The sequence below is a fragment of the Kitasatospora sp. cg17-2 genome, assembly GCF_054031055.1.
This window is the reverse complement of sequence record NZ_CM132923.1, coordinates 1,564,916-1,582,023: the sequence shown is the minus strand read 5'-3', so window position 1 is coordinate 1,582,023 and position 17,108 is coordinate 1,564,916. Positions and strand designations below refer to the sequence as shown.

At 73.8% G+C, this 17,108-nt stretch carries 15 protein-coding genes; 12 read left to right on the top strand and 3 right to left on the bottom strand.

What is annotated here, in order from left to right:
• Window positions 1-5: 5 nt before the first annotated feature.
• From ACW14Y_RS06285 to ACW14Y_RS06255, 7 genes are all read left to right on the top strand, one after another.
• Entirely contained in the window at window positions 6-869 is an 864-nt protein-coding gene (locus ACW14Y_RS06285) for a sigma 54 modulation/S30EA ribosomal C-terminal domain-containing protein (protein ID WP_456986151.1), read from the top strand.
• Window positions 870-991: 122 nt separating this feature from the next.
• Window positions 992-1,408, top strand: a complete 417-nt coding sequence (locus tag ACW14Y_RS06280; RefSeq protein ID WP_380395250.1) for a pyridoxamine 5'-phosphate oxidase family protein — start codon at window positions 992-994, stop codon at window positions 1,406-1,408.
• A gap of 285 nt (window positions 1,409-1,693) precedes the next feature.
• Window positions 1,694-3,472, top strand: a complete 1,779-nt coding sequence (ctaD, locus tag ACW14Y_RS06275; protein WP_456986150.1) for an aa3-type cytochrome oxidase subunit I — start codon at window positions 1,694-1,696, stop codon at window positions 3,470-3,472.
• 134 nt (window positions 3,473-3,606) lie between these two features.
• Window positions 3,607-4,140: a hypothetical protein gene (locus ACW14Y_RS06270; RefSeq protein ID WP_340635411.1), complete on the top strand. Its 534-nt coding sequence runs from the start codon at window positions 3,607-3,609 to the stop codon at window positions 4,138-4,140.
• 154 nt (window positions 4,141-4,294) lie between these two features.
• A complete protein-coding gene (locus ACW14Y_RS06265; RefSeq protein ID WP_380308080.1) occupies window positions 4,295-4,738 on the top strand; it encodes a nuclear transport factor 2 family protein in 444 nt (147 codons plus the stop codon).
• A gap of 184 nt (window positions 4,739-4,922) precedes the next feature.
• Window positions 4,923-5,669, top strand: a complete 747-nt coding sequence (locus ACW14Y_RS06260; protein ID WP_380308082.1) for a response regulator — start codon at window positions 4,923-4,925, stop codon at window positions 5,667-5,669.
• A 104-nt stretch (window positions 5,670-5,773) separates the two neighbouring features.
• Window positions 5,774-6,205: a pyridoxamine 5'-phosphate oxidase family protein gene (locus tag ACW14Y_RS06255; RefSeq protein WP_456986149.1), complete on the top strand. Its 432-nt coding sequence runs from the start codon at window positions 5,774-5,776 to the stop codon at window positions 6,203-6,205.
• 173 nt (window positions 6,206-6,378) lie between these two features.
• On the opposite strand, the gene ACW14Y_RS06250 is transcribed toward ACW14Y_RS06255, so the two are convergent.
• On the bottom strand, window positions 6,379-7,047 hold the full coding sequence (locus ACW14Y_RS06250; protein WP_380308086.1) for a hypothetical protein: 669 nt from the start codon (window positions 7,045-7,047) through the stop codon (window positions 6,379-6,381).
• A gap of 559 nt (window positions 7,048-7,606) precedes the next feature.
• On the opposite strand from ACW14Y_RS06250, the gene ACW14Y_RS06245 reads away from it, so the two are divergent.
• On the top strand, window positions 7,607-7,960 hold the full coding sequence (locus tag ACW14Y_RS06245) for a hypothetical protein (protein WP_402724206.1): 354 nt from the start codon (window positions 7,607-7,609) through the stop codon (window positions 7,958-7,960).
• 51 nt (window positions 7,961-8,011) lie between these two features.
• Here the strand turns inward: ACW14Y_RS06245 and ACW14Y_RS06240 are convergent, their stop codons facing one another.
• On the bottom strand, window positions 8,012-9,709 hold the full coding sequence (locus ACW14Y_RS06240) for a sensor histidine kinase (RefSeq protein WP_456988078.1): 1,698 nt from the start codon (window positions 9,707-9,709) through the stop codon (window positions 8,012-8,014).
• Window positions 9,710-10,355: 646 nt separating this feature from the next.
• Here ACW14Y_RS06240 and ACW14Y_RS06235 point away from each other — a divergent pair.
• Together ACW14Y_RS06235 and ACW14Y_RS06230 are read left to right on the top strand one after the other, a co-directional pair.
• Window positions 10,356-11,246 carry a universal stress protein gene (locus tag ACW14Y_RS06235; RefSeq protein WP_456986148.1) on the top strand — a complete coding sequence of 297 codons (891 nt, stop codon included), beginning with the start codon at window positions 10,356-10,358 and terminating at the stop codon, window positions 11,244-11,246.
• Between the two features lie 313 nt (window positions 11,247-11,559).
• Window positions 11,560-12,609, top strand: coding sequence for an Acg family FMN-binding oxidoreductase (locus tag ACW14Y_RS06230; protein ID WP_456986147.1), 1,050 nt, complete (start codon window positions 11,560-11,562; stop codon window positions 12,607-12,609).
• 84 nt (window positions 12,610-12,693) lie between these two features.
• Here the strand turns inward: ACW14Y_RS06230 and ACW14Y_RS06225 are convergent, their stop codons facing one another.
• Window positions 12,694-13,926: a hypothetical protein gene (locus ACW14Y_RS06225; RefSeq protein ID WP_456986146.1), complete on the bottom strand. Its 1,233-nt coding sequence runs from the start codon at window positions 13,924-13,926 to the stop codon at window positions 12,694-12,696.
• 486 nt (window positions 13,927-14,412) lie between these two features.
• Between ACW14Y_RS06225 and ACW14Y_RS06220 the strand changes: the two genes are divergently transcribed.
• Both ACW14Y_RS06220 and ACW14Y_RS06215 read left to right on the top strand, forming a co-directional pair.
• Window positions 14,413-15,417 (top strand): hypothetical protein, encoded by a 1,005-nt coding sequence (locus tag ACW14Y_RS06220; RefSeq protein ID WP_456986145.1) that lies wholly within the window; start codon window positions 14,413-14,415, stop codon window positions 15,415-15,417.
• Window positions 15,418-15,636: 219 nt separating this feature from the next.
• A complete protein-coding gene (locus tag ACW14Y_RS06215; protein WP_456986144.1) occupies window positions 15,637-17,079 on the top strand; it encodes a M64 family metallopeptidase in 1,443 nt (480 codons plus the stop codon).
• Window positions 17,080-17,108: the final 29 nt, after the last annotated feature.

Genomic DNA, 17,108 nt, shown 5'->3' with positions numbered 1-17,108 from the left:
CTGAGGTGGGCGAGTTGGTCACGGTGCGGGTGTGCGAGGGGATTTCGCGGGGCTTCGCCGCCGACGCGAGAACCCGGATCGCTGCGGTGGTGAGCGGGGCGGACGCCCTGGTGGAGTCGTTGCGGATCCGGATCGGGACGCTCGGCACAGCCGCGGGCTCCCCGGGCTCCCCGGGCTCCCCGGGCTCCCCGGGCGGCGGGCCCGGGGCCCCGGGCCCGCCGGGAGTGCTGGCCCAGGTGAACGCCGAGGTGGACGGCCGGCGGATCCGCGTCCAGGAGGCCGCGGCCGACCTGGGCGAGGCGCTGGACCGGCTCGCGGACGGGCTGCGCGTGCGGATGACCGCCGTCACCGCCGGGTGGACCCCCCGGCCCTGGCCGCGCCGGACGCGCACCCGGGGGCTTCCGGCTGCCGCCGAACCCTCCTCGTCCGTCGGGTCCGTGCCGTCCGTCGGCGCCGTCGCGCGCCTCGACCTCCCCGGCCCGCCCGGGCCCCGGCGCATCGTCCGGCGCAAGCTGCCGCAACTCGTCTGGTGCTCCCCGGACGCGGCGGCCCGCACCATGGACGCGATGGACTACGACATCCACCTCTTCACCGATCCGGCCACCGAGACCGACGCGGTGGTCTACCGGGTCGGCCCGACCGGCTACCGGCTGGCCCGTACGCTGGCCGCCGGTCCGCCCACCCGACCCGCGGTGCCGCTGACCCTCAGCCCCTGCGGTGCACCGGAGTTGAGCGAGGAACAGGCCGTCGAACGGCTCACCTCCGCCGAACTGCCCCACCTGTTCTTCGCCCAACCCGGTTCGGGGCGCGGCCGGGTGCTCTACCGGCGCTACGACGGCGGCCTCGGCCTGATCGCGGCCGCCTCGTGAGCGACGAGTCCGTCCGCCGCCGGTTGCGGGCACTGCGCAGCTCCGGCGGCCCGCCGCCACCCGGCCACCGGCCGGGCCCGGCGCCGCGCCCCCGGCCGCCGGTCGAGGCGCCGCCCCGTGAACTGGTGCCGCTGGAACGGGCCGAGGCGCTGCGGCTGCTGGGCGGCGCGCCGTTCGGCCGGATCGTCTTCACGGTGCGGGCACTGCCCGCGATCCGTCCGGTCAACCACCTCCTGGTCGACGACACCGTGGTGATCCGTACCCACGAGGGGGCCGCGCTCACCGCGGCCGCCCAGGGGGACGAGGACATCGGCGTGGTGGTCGCCTACGAGGCGGACGCGATCGACCCGGTGACCAGGCTGGGCTGGAGCGTGGTGGTCACCGGCTTCGCCCGGCCGGTCACCGATCCCGCCCGACTCGCCCGCTACCGGGCGCTGTTGAGTCCCTGGGTGAACGGCTCGATGGACCACATGGTGGCCATCCAGCCCGATCTGGTGGCCGGCTACCGGCTCACCGCGGGGACCGCCGCGGCGTCCTGAGCCTGGACCGGTGGGCGGGTGCGGTCGGTGCGGTCGGTGCCGTGGACGCGGCCGGTGCGGCCGGGGAGCGTCGACTCTCCCGGCCGCACCGGCCGTTCGGCGTTCCCGCCATTCGGTGAGCGCCCCGGAGAGTGTGGTCCGGACCGGACGGTGGTCCCGCCCGGGGGCCCGGATCCGAGGCCCACCGGCCCCCGTCCACTGGGTCCAACGGCCCTGGGGCGCAAGGGCGGTGCGTTCCGATCATGGATCGCCACCCATCCGCAGAAGTTCCGAAGGAGTCCGTCCTTGAGCGCCATCGAGGCACAGGGCGACAGCGCGCCGCCGCCGTCCGCCGTCCGACCGGGAGGGGCCCGGGCCGATCGGCCCGGCTCGGCCCTGGTCCGGCTGCTGACGACCACCGACCACAAGACGATCGGCACCATGTACCTGGTGTCCTCGTTCGGGTTCTTCCTGATCGGCGGCGTCCTCGCCCTGGTCATGCGCGCCGAACTCGCCCGGCCGGGGACGCAGATCCTCTCCAACGAGCAGTTCAACCAGGCCTTCACCATGCACGGTTCGGTGATGCTGCTGCTCTTCGCGATGCCGCTGTTCACCGGCTTCGCCAACTGGATCATGCCGCTGCAGCTCGGTGCCCCCGACGTGGCCTTCCCCCGGTTGAACATGCTGGCCTTCTGGCTGTTCATGTTCGGCTCGCTGATCGCGGCCGCCGGCTTCGCCACCCCGCAGGGCGCCGCCGACTTCGGCTGGTTCCTCTACGCGCCGCTGTCCGACGCGGTCCACTCGCCGAGCATCGGCGCCGACATGTGGATCATGGGCGTGACGCTCTCCGGCTTCGGCTCCATCCTCGGCGCCGTCAACTTCATCACCACGATCATCTGCATGCGGGCCCCCGGCCTGACCATGTTCCGGATGTCCATCTTCTGCTGGAACGTGCTGCTCACCTCGCTCCTGGTGCTGCTGGTCTTCCCGGTGCTGGCCGCCGCGCTGCTGGCGCTGGAGTGCGACCGCAAGTTCGGCTCGCACGTCTTCGACCCGTCCTCCGGCGGTGCGATGCTCTGGCAGCACCTGTTCTGGTTCTTCGGCCATCCCGAGGTCTACATCCTGGCGCTGCCGTTCTTCGGCATCGTCTCGGAGGTCATCCCGGTCTTCAGCCGCAAGCCGATGTTCGGCTACTCCGGCCTGATCGCGGCCACCATCGCGATCGCCGGCCTCTCCGTGACGGTCTGGGCGCACCACATGTACGTCACCGGACAGGTGCTGCTGCCCTTCTTCGCCTTCATGACCTTCCTGATCGCCGTGCCCACCGGGGTGAAGTTCTTCAACTGGGTCGGCACCATGTGGAAGGGCTCGCTGAGCTTCGAGACCCCGATGCTCTGGACGGTCGGCTTCCTGGTCACCTTCCTCTTCGGCGGCCTCACCGGGGTGCTGCTCGCGGCCCCACCGCTCGACTTCCACGTCTCCGACTCGTACTTCGTCGTCGCCCACTTCCACTACACGCTGTTCGGCACCGTCGTCTTCGCGATGTTCGCCGGCTTCCACTTCTGGTGGCCGAAGATGACCGGCAAGATGCTCGACGAGCGCCTCGGCAAGGTCACCTTCTGGACCCTCACCGTCGGCTTCCACAGCACCTTCCTGGTGCAGCACTGGCTCGGCGCCGCGGGCATGCCGCGCCGCTACGCCGACTACCTGGCCTCCGACGGCTTCACCGCGCTCAACACGGTGTCCACCATCGGCTCGTTCCTGCTCGGCCTGTCGATCCTGCCGTTCCTCTACAACGTGTGGAAGACGGCGAAGTACGGCGAGAAGGTCACCGTCGACGACCCGTGGGGCTGGGGCCGTTCGCTGGAGTGGGCGACCTCCTGCCCGCCGCCGCGGCACAACTTCGCCTCCCTGCCCCGGATCCGCTCCGAATCCCCGGCCTTCGACCTGCACCACCCGGAGATCGCCGCCCGCGACTACCTGGAGTGCCACGGCGAACCCGCCACGTACCTGGCCGGCGTCGCCCCGGCCGCGTACGACGCTCCGCTGCCGCGCCGTCGGCGCTCCGACGACCGGTCCGACTGACGGCCGCGCGGACCGACGGCTCGCCCGGTCCGATCGCGCCGACCCCCAGAACGCCGCTCCCGCCCGTGTGTCTCCACCCCCGGGCGGGCGGGAGCGGCCCCCTCCCACCGACGCTCAGAGGAGTGGACGGCACCATGTCGCACATCGTCCTGGCCATCGGCACCGCCGCGATCACCGCGTCCGGCTGCGTCTGGTACCTGCCCGCCGTCGCCGACCTCCAGGCCGGCGAGGACCGCCCGCGCTCGGCCCGTACCGCCGCGGCCGCCTGCGTGACCTGGTGGGCCTGCCTGGCCCTGGCGGGCGGTCTGCTGCTGGCCGTCCCCGCCTGGCAGCCCGCCGCGCAGATCGCGCTGGCCGGACTCGTGGCCGGTGTCCTGCTCCGGATCCGCTCCCAGCTCCAGCACCACGCCGAACAGCGGGAGGAGGCCGAGCGCTGGGCCCTGCTCGAACCGCTCCCCGCGCCCCGGGCTCCCCGCCCGGCCGCGCGGGCCCTGCTCGGCTGGCTGCTCGTCGGCCTGGTGACCGCCTCGCTCGGCGCCGCCTCGATCCTGCTCGCCGGCGGCGGCCCGCTCGCCCCGCGCCTGGCCGCCGCCGCGGGCAGCGCGGTCGCCGTCTCCACCGCCTTCCTGCTCCTCGGCCTCGGCAACGCCCACCGGCACCGGCCCTGACGCGCGGGCCCTGACCGAACGGACCGGCTTCGACCGGAACGACCCTGACGCATCGTCATCGACGGACCGCCGTACCCTGGCCGAGGAAAATCCGGGCCCGGATAGCAATCAGCCCACCGGGGGACGCCCCCGGTCCTGTCGAGAGGAACGTCCGATGACCGCCACCGCCTCGCCGAGCGAAGTCCTGCACCAGTTCGTCCAGTTGATGGGCAAAGGCCCCGACCTGGCGGTGGTCGACCTGGTCACCACCGACGCCGTCTTCGAGCTGCCTTACCTGACACCCGGCGTCCCGCAGCAGCAGCCGGGCCGGGAGGCCTTCCTCACCCACCTCCAGCGGGGGGCCGCGATACAGCGCTTCGACGCCGTCGACCGCGTCGAGGTGTACGGCACGACCGACCCCGAACTCGCCGTCGCCGAGTACCGGCTGCACGGCGAGGTGCTGGCCACGGGCAAGCGCTACACCCTCGACTCGGTGATGTTCGCCCGCGTCCGGGGCGGCCTGATCACCTGGTCCCGGGTGTACACCAACCCCCTGGACGGCGCGGTCGCCTTCGGGGCCGTCGACCGGCTGCTCGGCGCGCTGCGCCCGGCGGAGTAGCCCGTACCCCTCGGCGGCGGAGCAGCTCGCACCCCTCGGCGGCGGGGCGGTTCGCCGTCGAGGGGCCCGCCGCGCGTCTGTCGCAAATGGGGTCGTTCGGCCCTGGGGCCGGCGCGCGCCGCAGGGGATGATGCGGTGGACCCGGCGTGCGGTGTGCCGGACAGGGAGAGGGTGGAGTCGCGACATGGCGAGCGAGACGACCGGGACCGCCGCGGCGGCACCGGTCAGGGTGTTCCTGCTGGACGACCACGAGGTGGTGCGCCGAGGGGTGCACGACCTGCTGGACGGCGAACCCGACCTGGAGGTGGTCGGCGAGGCCGCCACCGCCGAGCAGGCCCTGGTCCGGGTCCCGGCGCTGCGCCCCGACGTCGCCGTGCTGGACGTGCGCCTCGGCGACGGCGACGGTGTGGCCGTCTGCCGCGAACTGCGCTCCAGGATGCCCGATCTGGCCTGTCTGATGCTGACCTCCTTCGACGACGAGGAGGCACTGCTCGACGCCGTGATGGCGGGCGCGGCCGGCTATGTGCTGAAGCAGATCAGCGGCACCGATCTGGTCACCGCCGTCCGGACCGTCGCCTCCGGCCGCTCGATGCTCGACCCGGGCGCCGCGACCCGCCTGCTCAACCGCCTGCGCAGCGAGGCCCAGCCGGAACGGCCGGCCGCCGGCGGACCGGAGCTGACCGCCCGCGAGCAGGAGGTGCTCGCGCTGATCGGCGAGGGCCTGACGAACCGTCAGATCGGCGAGCGGCTCTACCTGGCCGAGAAGACGGTCAAGAACCATGTGTCCCGGCTGCTCGCCAAGCTGGGCGTGGAGCGACGCGTCCAGGCCGCGCTGATCGCGACCGAGCTGCGCCAGTCCGCGGCCGCCGAGCGGGTGCCGGAGCGGTCGGCCCACCACGCGCGCCTCCTCGGCCACGGCCCGCGCGGCTGACGGCAGCCCCGGGCCCGGTCCTGGGCTCCTGGGTCGCCGGAAGGGACTCCCGGCGGGACCATCGGCCCTCGCCCCGCCCCGCCCGACGGGTGACGATCGCTGGTATGAACGCCGATCGTGAAGCCGCGTCCGTGCAGGTCGAGCCGCCCCTCCCGAGCCGGTCCGGAGGTGCTGGGCCGCTGCCCGGCCTCGACGAGGCCCGCGCGCTGGAACTGCTGCGCCGCGCCGGGGTGGGCCGGGTGGTCTACACGGTCGGCGCCCTGCCGGCCGTCCTCCCGGTCCGCTTCCGGCTGGACCCGCTCGGCGGTGTGCTGCTCTCGACGGTGCCCGGCTCCGAACTGGCCCGCGCCGTCGACGGCGCCGTGATCGCCTTCGAGGCCGACGAGGTGGACGGCGCCGACGGCACCGGTTGGTGCGTCACCGTCCTCGGCCGCGCGGAGGTCCGCCACTCGTCCCCGGAACCCGGCGCCCGCGCGGAGATCCGCATCGCCCCCGAACTGGTCGTCGGCCGCCACCTGGCCCCCGACGCGGCCTGACGGGGCGTTTGTCGTCCAGCCCCGCCGCTGGGCCGCCGAACGGAGCCTCGGCCGACCGATGAACGCCGCCGCTGCCGCTGGGCCGCGTCATCGTGGTGCACCTCCACAGAATGCGGGCGTCGGTTCCGCCGCCCCCGACGGAGTGACGTACCCCGTCGGCATCGGGCTGCGGGTCATGTCCCCCAGTTCGCGATGGACACCGCCAGGTCGTTCCAGCGGAAGCGGCCGAGATCGGGAGTATTGCATCCCTTGGGTTGGAAGAACTCGTCCCCGTGCCATTCGAGGAGATCGAAGAGTGATACGTCGAATCGGCACCTGCTCAAGGAGGAGATGACGAAATTCCAATCCCCTGCGCCCAGAAAACCTCGGTGCACCTTGCTCAGGTCCGGATATCCCAGCCCCGCCTCCACACACTTCACGTCGCCTTGCTCATCGATGTCCTCGAAGAAGCACACCCGCGTGGGCAAGGCGTCCGGTGGCTGCGTACAGATCGCCTCGAGGGCCGCCTCCAGCGCCCCTTCCTCGGCGTCGGTGTACATACGGCGCGCCTCCGACAGCATCGCTTCGCGGTCGGTGAAGGCCCCCAGAGCCAGGGACGAGTTGTGGATCAGACGCGTCATGAACAAGGGCCGCGTCACTTCCGCGTTCATGCGTTCAAGGTCCTCGACCACTTCTCCGTCGAGAACAAGCGGAACGTCCGGGTAGAGCTCGCGCCTGCGGCCGGTGTGTTCGGGGCGAGCAGACAACTCACCGGCCAGCCCGTCGGCTATCCGAACGGGGTCCGCGTCCCTCGCATCACGCTCGGCGGGCCCCTTGTCCGCACCTGGGAACTGGTGCGACATTCCCACCATCTCCTTGTGGTTGTGCCGGCGTGCCACGGCGACGCCTCTCCGATGCACGGATCAACAGTTGCCGCAGGCAGAGAAATTTCAGGTACTTAGGTTCGTCATTTCCACGCTAGCCCTTGCGTTCCCAGGTCGCCCGACGAGGATTTCGCCGGAAGGATGCCCGTCAGCGGCCGTGGGAAGGTTGGCGCCGCCGGTGCAGTCGAGCACGATGCCGGGGGCGAAGGTGGTGGCGGCCAGCACGTGAACGGCCCGGGCCTGAACGGCCCGGGCCATATCCTCGGGGCGGCCGCAGTGAGGCTGCCCACCGCGCCGTCCTGGCCCCGGAGACCGATCCCGGACACCAGGGGCCCCGGAGACCGATCCCGGACACCAGGGAACAAGTAACCCGCCGGTAGCCGTCGGGGTTTGATCGGCTCAGCACCGGCCGTCCACCACGAGGGCCGGGTGGGGGTGAGGGCGTCGCCGATGTGTACAACCGCGCGTTCGGAGCAGTGGGTCCTGCGGCCCGCTCGCGCGCGGACGGGCCGCGGTGGACGATCGCCGCATGACAGCCATGCGTACACGAAGTGCCTGCCTCGCGGCCGCGGCCGCCCTCTCCGTCCTGGCCCTGGCCCCGGTGGCCTCGGCGGCCGTCCCCGCCGCCGCCTCCGCGCCCCGGTTGGCCGCCTGCAACGAGGTCGGGAGCCGGCAGTCCGGCGACTTCCTGATCCAGACCCGCCTGGAGGCCTCCGGCGGGTTCGTCGGGAGCTACCCCGGCTACACGATCACCAAGGTCGAGGGCGCCACCCTCCTCGGCACCCCGCTGTGCATCACCGTCACCGACGGGGGGCCCGGCACGGACCACGTGTCCGTGACCATGGCCGCGGTCGGCAGGATCACGGTCTTCGCCAAGCGCGCGGCCGCCTGAGTCCGGGCCGATCCGTCCCGGGCCGGGCCGGTCTGGTCCGGGCCGCGCCCGCTACACGCCCAGCGGGGCCTCCCACACCAGCCGGGTGCCGCCGTCCCCGGCGGGGCCGAGGTCGAAGGTGCCGCCCGCGCGGTCGGCGCGTTCGGCGAGGTTGCGGAGCCCGCTGCGGCGTCCGGACGGCGGGACGCCCACGCCGTCGTCGGTCACCGTGAGCGTCACCGTGCCGCCGGCCGCGCGCAGGGCCACCTCCACCCGGCTCGCGCGGGCGTGCCGGGCGGCGTTGCTGAGGGCCTCGCCGAGGACGGCCATGACGTGCTCGGAAAGTTCCTGCGGCACATCCGTGTCGAGCAACCCCTCCATGCTGAGCCGCGGCGCGAAACCCAGGGTGGCCTGGGCCTCGCCGACGGCGCGGGTGGCGCGGGCGCGCAGGCCCCGGTCGGGCTCGCTGTGGGCGCGCAGGCCGAAGATGGTCGAACGGATGATCTTGATCGTCTCGTCCAGGTCCGCGACCGCCCGGCTCACCCGGTCGGCCGCGCTCCGGCTCTCGATCAGCCGCCCCGCGCTCTGCAGGGTCATGCCGGTCGCGAACAGCCGCTGGATGGCCAGGTCGTGGAGGTCCCTGGCGATCCGGTCGCGGTCCTCCAGGAGGGTCAACTGCTCGGCGTCCCGCCGCCGTTCCGCCAGCTCCAGGGCCAGCGCGGCCTGGTCGGCGAAACCCAGCAGCGGGCCGGTCTCCTCGGCCGTGAACGGCGGCTGCCCGTGCGCCCGGGCCAGCAGCAGCACCCCGCGCCCGAACCCCCCGCCGGTGCCCAGTGGCACCGCGACGGCCGGACCCAGCCCGGTGAACCGCCCCGGGGGCCCGGCGGGGAAGCGCCCGTCGTGCTCCAGCTCGTCGCTGGTCGCCGGTGAGCCCGAGGCGTAGGCGGCGCCGGACAGCGTGCCGTCCACCGGCACCGTCACCCCGAGCCGGTCCTCCGGCCGCCCGCCCAGCGCGACCTCCACCGTCAGTTCGGCCGCCCGCTCGCCCGGATCGGCCAACGCCACCGACACATCGGCCAGTTCGGCGCCCGCGATCTCCCGGGCCCGGCGCGCGATCAGCTCCACGACCTCCAGCCGGGGCGCGCCGGAGAGCAGGCTGCGGGTGATCTCGGCGCTCGCCCGCAGCCACCGCTGCTGCCGCTGCGCCTCCTCGTACAGTCGGGCGTTGTCGATGGCGACCCCGGCCGCGACGGCCAGCGTCGAGATGACCGCCTCGTCGTCGGCGTCGAAGTCCAGCCCGCCGCGCTTGTCGGTCAGGTACAGATTGCCGAACACCTCGCCGCGCACCCGGACCGGCACCCCGAGGAAGGTGTGCATCGGCGGGTGGTTCGGCGGGAAGCCCACCGAGGCCGGGTGCTCGGAGAGCGTGGGGCAGCGGAGCGGCTGCGGGTCGCGGATCAGCTCGCCGAGGATGCCCCGGCCGGTCGGCTGCGGGCCGATCGCCTCGATCTCCCGGGGGCTCAGTCCGACCGTGAGGAACTGCGAGAGCGAGTGCCCGTCGGCACCGATCACCCCGAGCGCCGCGTAACGGGCGTCGACCAGGTCGGCGGCGGCCTCGACGATCCGGTGCAGCGCCTGGGCGAGATCCAGTTCGCGACCGACCGCGAGGACCGCCTCCAGCAGGCTGTGCACCCGGTCCCGGGTGCCGCGTGCCGCGTCGATCCGCCACTGGAGCTCCTCCAGCAGCTCGTCCAGGCGCAGCTGGGGGATCCGCGGGCCGGCGCCGGACGGAACGCGGGACCGCGGTTCCTCGGCTGCCTGCCGCGACGGTGCGGCCTGCTTCCCCGAGTCCCGCGAGTCCCGTGAGCCTTGTGTGCCCGGCGAGTCCCCCGAGTGGGCCGGGCAGCCGGGTGGCGGGCTGCCGTCGGCCCGTTCGCGCTCCGCCCGTTCCTGCTGGTCCCCGCCGGTGCCCGTCCGCGTGTCCTCCGCGCCGCCCACCGGCGTCCTCCTCGTCTGTTCGTGCTGCTGGGTGTGGTCGTGCTGCTGGTCCGGATCCGCCCGAGGCAGTCCGACGGCCCGGCGGACGTATGGTCCGATCAGGTGGTTTGTCGGATTCACGTTAGTGCCGCAGGCACGTGCGGGGGACGCCGGGGTCGGTCACGAGCGGGCCGGGAGAGGTGCGTACGGCCGTCCGCGCGCCGGTCGGCAACCGCCCCGCGCCCCCCTTCGGCCATGATCCAGGTCCTAGGACCCGGCGGACAGGGCCTTGTGGCCCCTGGCTGCCGAAGGGTCCGCCGACCAGGGTGGGGGAGGGTGCCGACGGTGCGTCAGCGCAGGTATCGAGTAGCACCCGCCACCCGGCAGTGCCACCCGCGGTGCGCCCCGCGCCGCGGACCCGCAGCGGAAGGAAGTACCCATGACGCCCGCAGTCCTGGCCGGAGTCGACGGCTCGCCCGAGAGCACCGTCGCCGCCCACTGGGCCGCCGGGGAGGCGCTGCGGCGCGGCGCCCCGCTGCGGCTGCTGCACGCCTGGCCGTGGCTCACCGACGGGCGCGCCTCGTTCGCCGACCCCGAGGACCTGCCGGTGGCCGCGCAGCGGATGCTGGCCGCCGTGGCGGAGGAGGTCGGCGACCGGCACCCGGGCCTCACCGTGCAGACCGATGTGGTGCTCGACGCCGCCGTGGACGGCCTGGTCGCGGCCACCGAGGCCAGCGAGGACGCCGGTCTGCTCGTCCTCGGCTCGCGCGGCCTGGGCGGTTTCAAGGGACTGCTGGTCGGCTCGGTGAGCATGGCGGTCGCGGGGCGCGCGGCCGTCCCGGTCGTGGTGGTCCGGCAGCCCGGGCCGGAGACCGGTACGGAGAGCGTCGGGGAGAGCGGGGCCGTGTCCGAGGTGGTGGTCGGCGTCGACGCGGGCGCGCCCAGTGACACGGTGCTCGACTTCGCCTTCCGCGAGGCCGAACTGCGCGGCGCCCGGCTGCGCGCCGTCCACGGCTGGAACCTCCCGGCGTCCTTCGCGGTGGTCGGCTTCCTGCCCTCCGGCACCGAGACGGCCCAGCTCCAGGCCGTCGAGGAGAAGGCCCTGGCCGCCGCCCTGGCCGGCCACCGTGCCCGGTACCCGCACATCGAGGTCGTCGAACAGGCCCGGCTGGGAGCGGCCCGCACCCTCGTCGAGGACACCGAGGACGCGGCGCTGCTGGTGGTCGGTCGCCGCCGCCGCCCGCACGACCTCGCCCCCCGCCTCGGCCGCACCGCCCACGCCGTCCTCCACCACGCCCGCCCCCCGGTCGCCGTCGTCCCCCACTCCTGACCCCGTCGCGGGTGTCACCGGAGGCGTCGCGGTGGTCGGCCCGGCCCGGACGGGCTCTGCCCCGGCCCGGCTCTGCCCCGGCCCGGTTCGTGCTCCTCCGGTACGACGACGGGTACGGAGAGTAGTGCCCGCCACCGACAGTGTCCGCCGCCGACAATGTCCGCCAGCGACGGTGCCCAGGCCCGGGCCCGGACGACGAAGCGGGCCGTTGGACCCTTTGCGGCGGGCGCGGGGCCGGGGCACGCTCGGGGGTATCGGGGCGTGCGGCCGATGAGGCCGGGCCCCGGGGTGTCGAGGCCAGGAGAGGATCACCATGACCCAATCAGCTCTCACTCCGGCCGACCTGCGGCTGCTCGCCGTCGCGGGTGGCGCGGCGCCGTCGCTGCACAACAGCCAGCCCTGGCGCTTCCGCCCGACCCCGGACGGCCGGGGCGTCGAGGTCCACGCCGATCAGGGCCGGGCCGTCCCGCTCGCCGATGCCAGTGGTGCCGCCCTGCACATCGCGGCGGGCGCGGCGCTGTTCAATCTGCGGGTCGCGGGCGTCCGGCTCGGCCGGGCGGCCGCCGTCCGGCTGCTGCCCGATCCGGCGGACCCGCAGCTGCTCGCCGTCCTGGAGCTGTCCGGGCCCGCCGAGACCGCCGGAGCGGGCGGCGCCGGGCCGTTCGGCCGGGACCTCTACCCAGCGATCGCCGAGCGTCGCTCCAGCCGGCGGCCGTTCACCGAGCAGGGCGTTCCGGAGGCGGTCGCCGCCGAGCTGGTCGCCGCCGCCGGGGAGGAGGGCGCGGCGCTCGCCGTCCTGGGGGAGGCAGCGGTGCGGCGGGTGCTGGCCGTCACCACGGAGGCCGAGGACCGGATCGCCCACGACCCCGCGCGGCAGGCCGAGACCCGCTCCTGGCTGCGGCCGGACGCCGGGGCCGACGCCTCCGCTCCCGCCGCCGTCGACGGCCTGCCGTACGCGGTGCTCGGCCCGCAGGACCACGACGCCCGGGTGCCGACGCGCGAGTACGCGGGCCGGCCCCCGCACCACGAGGGGCCGTTGCAGCCGTCCGAACGGTTCGAGGCGCTGCCCCGGCTCTGCACACTGAGCACCCCGGGCGACGGTCCGGCGGACTGGCTGCGGGCGGGGCAGGCGCTGGAGCGGGTCTGGCTGCTGGCCACCGTGCACGGACTGCGGCTGACGGTGTGGCACCAGCCGGTGGAGTGGCCCGACCTGCGCTGGCGTCTGCGCGACCCGGCCGACGGGCCCCGCCACGTCCAGCTGGTGCTCCGGCTGGGCTACGGCCCGGGCGGTGCGGCCACTCCGCGCCGCCCGGTCGAGGACGTGCTGGACCTGTCGGCACGGCCCGGGCCGTCACCGGCGTAGCCGGGCCCGGGCCGTACCGTCCTGGAGGCCGGGACGTCAGGACCTCAGGACCTCAGGACCTCAGCGCTTCAGGACATCAGGACCTCACGCCTTCCGGTCGGCGAGGTCCTTGATGTCCTGGTAGCCCAGGCCCATCGCGTTGTACAGCCGCACCTGCTCCTCGTTCATGGCGCCGTCCCGGGTCAGCTCCTTGATCTGGGCGTCGGTCAGGGGCGTGGCCGGTCCGTCCGAACCGCCCGCGCCGCCACCGGCACCCGCGGCGGCGAGCTCGCCGAAGAGGCCGTTGATGTCCTCGGTGGTGAGTTCGGTGGCGCCGGTGGGCGCCTGGACGGCCGGGGTGTCGTGGCCGAACGCGATCCGGAGCGGCAGCGGCGTGCCGGTACCGGCCTTCTCCGCGAGCTGGGCCAGGTCGAAGGTCACGGCGGACAGCGCGCCGCCGTCGAGGTAGAGGTCCAGCGCCAGCGGGCGGTCCGGCACACCGGTCGGGGCGGACTTGGGCAGCTTGGCGAGGCTGGGGATGTCCTTGGCCAGCGGCTCGACGGCCTTCAGCAGGTCGTCCGTCAGCTTGCGGGCCGGGGCGGTGACGGTGATCCGCTCCTTGCCGTCCTGCTTGCCCTTGTCCTCGAAGGACAGGTCGTGGGTGAGGATGCCCTTGAGCGAGGCGTTGAGGTTCTCCGCGGCCTTCGGGTCCAGGGTCGGCGCGGGGGTCGCGGTGCCGCCCGCCCCACCGGTGCCGCCGGTGCTGCCGAGGGTCTTGGCGTCGAAGCCGACCCACTGGCCCTTGAGCGCGTTCGCCAGGGCGGCGGGCAGGCCCTCGGCCAGGCCCTCGACCTCGGCGGCGTTCTCGCCGACGAGCTGCGCGAAGCCGGCGAGGTCCCCGCGCGCGTAGGCCTTGCCGCCGACCTGGCGGAGCTCCAGCAGCGGCGCACCGCCCTTGCCGGTGAGCGAGTAGGAGGCCGAGACCGACGGGTCGGCGGCCGACGCGGTGCCGTTGCCGGAGCCCTTGGCGGGCTGGATGTCCTTGAGCGGCTTGTCCGCGCTGAAGGCGATCGACAGGCTCACGGCGGACAGCGCGGCAGCGCTGTCCTTGTCGATCTCCTCGCCGGTGGCCGTGCCGAAGGCCTGGATCTGCGCGGGGGTGGCGTCGACCGACAGCTTGGCGCTGAAGGACTTGCCGCTGCCGAAGGTCTCGAAGGCCTTCGACACCTTGTCGGCCGCGTTGAGCTGCTGGACGGTCCCGCACGCGGCGAGGCCGCCGGCGAGGACGGCGCCGCAGGCGGCGGCGGCCAGGGCGGTGCGGGCGGACCGGCGTATCACGGTACTGATGGGGAAACTCCTCGGTGCGGGGCAGGGCTGCCGGGCGTGCGACCCGCCACCACGCCCCGCGAACGGTACGACGGCGCGACGGCGTGACGCGGTGACACAGGAAAGCACGGACTCCCTGGTCAGGGCATCCCAATTCCCGGCGGCCCCCGGAAGGACGGTCCACAAACTACCGGGCCCGACCGACAGTCCGTCGGCCGGGCCCGGGGTCCTCCGCGAGGGTGTAAGGGAGAAGCACCGCACTTCTGCACGCCCCCAGCGCGCGCCGAGTGGTCGCCGGGTGCCGGGGAAGGGTCCCTGTCGCACGCCCGGTCCCGGGGGGCAAGGACGCTGGAGGCGGTCATGGCGAGTGTGCACGGCAGTTCGAACGATCCGAACGTGGCAGGTGTGGACGGCGTGAACACCAATGGGGGCGCCGGTATATGGGGGGCGAGTCCGAAGGGCCGCGGCGTTGTCGGGGTCAGTGAGACCGGCGTCGGTGTGTGGGGGCAGCTGAAGCAGGGCCGGGCGATCGTCGGGGCCGTCGACGTGGAGGGTACCGGCGTCTGGGCGGAGACGAAGAAGGGCCGGGCGCTGGTCGCCGCCGTGAACGGCGACGAGGAGAGCACCGCGGTGTGGGCGGAGACGAAGAACGGGCGCTCCGTCGTCGGCCTGGCGACCAATGAGGGCGTCGGCGTCTGGGCGGCGACGCGGAAGGGCCGGGCGCTGGTCGCCGTCGTGGACGGCGACGAGGAGAGCACCGCCGTGTGGGCGGAGACGAAGCGGGGCCAGGCGGTGGTCGGGCTCGTCAGCGGGCACGGCGACGCGATCGACGGAACGGCCAACGACAGCACGAGCAACGGCATCTTCGGCCGCAACAACGCGACCTCCCGGGCACCGGCCGACGGCCCTCCGGTCGGCAACGGCGTGTTCGGGTACACGGAGGTCCCCAACGCGAGCGGTGTCGTCGGCGCGGTCGCGGCCGGCAACACCGAGGGCGCCGGAGTCTGCGGCATCGGACCGGTCGCGGGCCGCTTCTTCGGCGACGTGGTGGTCACCGGCGACGTGGTGGTCAACGGCGATGTGAAACTCGTCGGGGCCGACCTCGCCGAGCACTTCACGACGGCCGATCAGGTGTCCGTCGAACCGGGCACGGTCATGGTGATCGACGGCGTGGACCGGGTCCGGGTCAGCGAGAGCGCCTACGACCGACGGGTCGCCGGTGTCGTCTCCGGTGCCGGTGACTACCGCCCCGGGGTGGTCCTCGACCACCAGGGCGAGGCCGCGGGGCGGCAGGCGCTCGCCCTGGTCGGCAAGGTGTACTGCAAGGCCGACGCCTCGTTCGGCGCCATCGAGGCCGGTGATCTGCTCACCACCTCCCCGACCCCGGGCCACGCGATGAAGGCCGACGACGCCGCGCGCTCGTTCGGCGCCGTGCTCGGCAAGGCGATGGCCCCGCTGGCCGACGGGACGGGCCTGCTGCCGATCCTCGTCACCCTGCACTGACGCGATGCGGACCTTCGGCGGCTTCCGCCGGACCGGCCGGCGTACGGCCGGTCCGCGAGTGACGACCGGGACGTCCGGGACGTCCGGGACCGTGCTCCGGCAGGGCCCGGAGCGCGTAGCGACAGCGGCGACCGAGACAAGGGGGCGGCAACCGTGTTGAGCCTGCGAGCATTCACCACCACGAAGGACCTGCATGTCGCCGGAGGGATCCGGCAACCCATGCGCGCGGACGGCACGTCGAGCCTGCGCGACTGGTTGCGGTCCGATCTGTCGGCGTCCGAAGTCCCCTGGCTCGCCGCCTCGGTGACCACGTTGTTCCGGAACGGCCCGCCCGGCAGCAAGATCACGGTGGCGGTGGTGGGTGACGGGTTCGGCCCCCAGGACCAGGACGCCTACAACACGGCAGTCGACACGCTGCTCACGAACGGGCTCTTCGCCCAGGACTTCTTCGCCGACAACAGGTCCGCGTTCAACCTGGTGCGGGTCAACCTGGTGTCGCTGGAGTCCGGCGTGGGCACCAGGACGTACGACGCGGACGGGAACGTGGTCCGGCAGGTCGACCGTGACACGGCGCTCGGGGCGTACTACAACGGCGACTGGGCGCACCTCTGGGTCGAGGACGGTCCCTCCACCGACGCCAGACTGACGGCGGCACTGTCGGAGCTGGTCCCCGAGCACCAGCTCAAGCTGGTGGTACTGAACAGCCCCGGATTCGGCGGGCGCGGTGGCGACTGGCGGGCGACCGTGCCGCTCGGCATCGGCTGGTCGACGATCGCGCACGAGTTCGGTCACGCGATGGGCAGGCTCGGGGACGAGTACCACGAGCGGGACGAGACCTACGGCGGTTCCGAGCCCACGGTGCCCAATCTCACCGCGAACACCGACCGCGCGACGTTGAAATGGGGCTGGGCAGTGGGGGCGGACACCCTGTTGCCGACCGGTGGTGACGACGTCACGCCCCCGAAGCCGTCGGGCTGGAACGACGACCAGGACGTCGGACTGTTCGAGGGCGGCGCCGGCTCGTACCGGCTCGGGGTCTACCGACCGGTGGTGAACTGCCGGATGAGGAGCAACGATCCACGGTTCTGCCCGGTGTGCGCCGGCGCCATGGACGCGGTCACGGCGAAGCACCGGGACAGTGCTCCGCTGATCGGCGTCGGGTCCGGGGACACGACCGCCGCGCTGTCGGAGGGCGACGGAACCGGCTACGTCAGGCTGGTCGTCCGGCTGGAGCAGGGCGTCCTGCGGGTGCTGGAGGCGCGCGAGTTCGACGGCCCGTTCGTCGAAACCGGCCTTGTGACACAGGGGTTCGCCCATGAGGTGCGGATCGGTGACCGGCGGGTGGCGCTCGGCTCGCTGCCCGACGCGGGCGTCAGCCGGGGCTTCAGCGAGATCGGGACGGACGGCCCGCGCGAGCACGTCGTGCACCGACCGGACGCCTTCGACTTCGTGGTCCGGGTGGCGAGCGCGGAGCTGCGCGGCGCGGACCTGTCGGAGCTGACCGTGGACCTCGTCTCCGTCGGGGCCGGCCGCGGCGATGCGCTCGGCGAGGGTCCGCTGCGGGAGGACCCCGCACTGGAGGTCACCCCGATCGCGTCACTGGCCGACCTGTCCGTCGCGGATCTGCCGACCTCGCTCCGGCGGATCGTCGCGCCGGAGTGAGCGCCGTCCGGGGCGCCACCGGGTGGGGT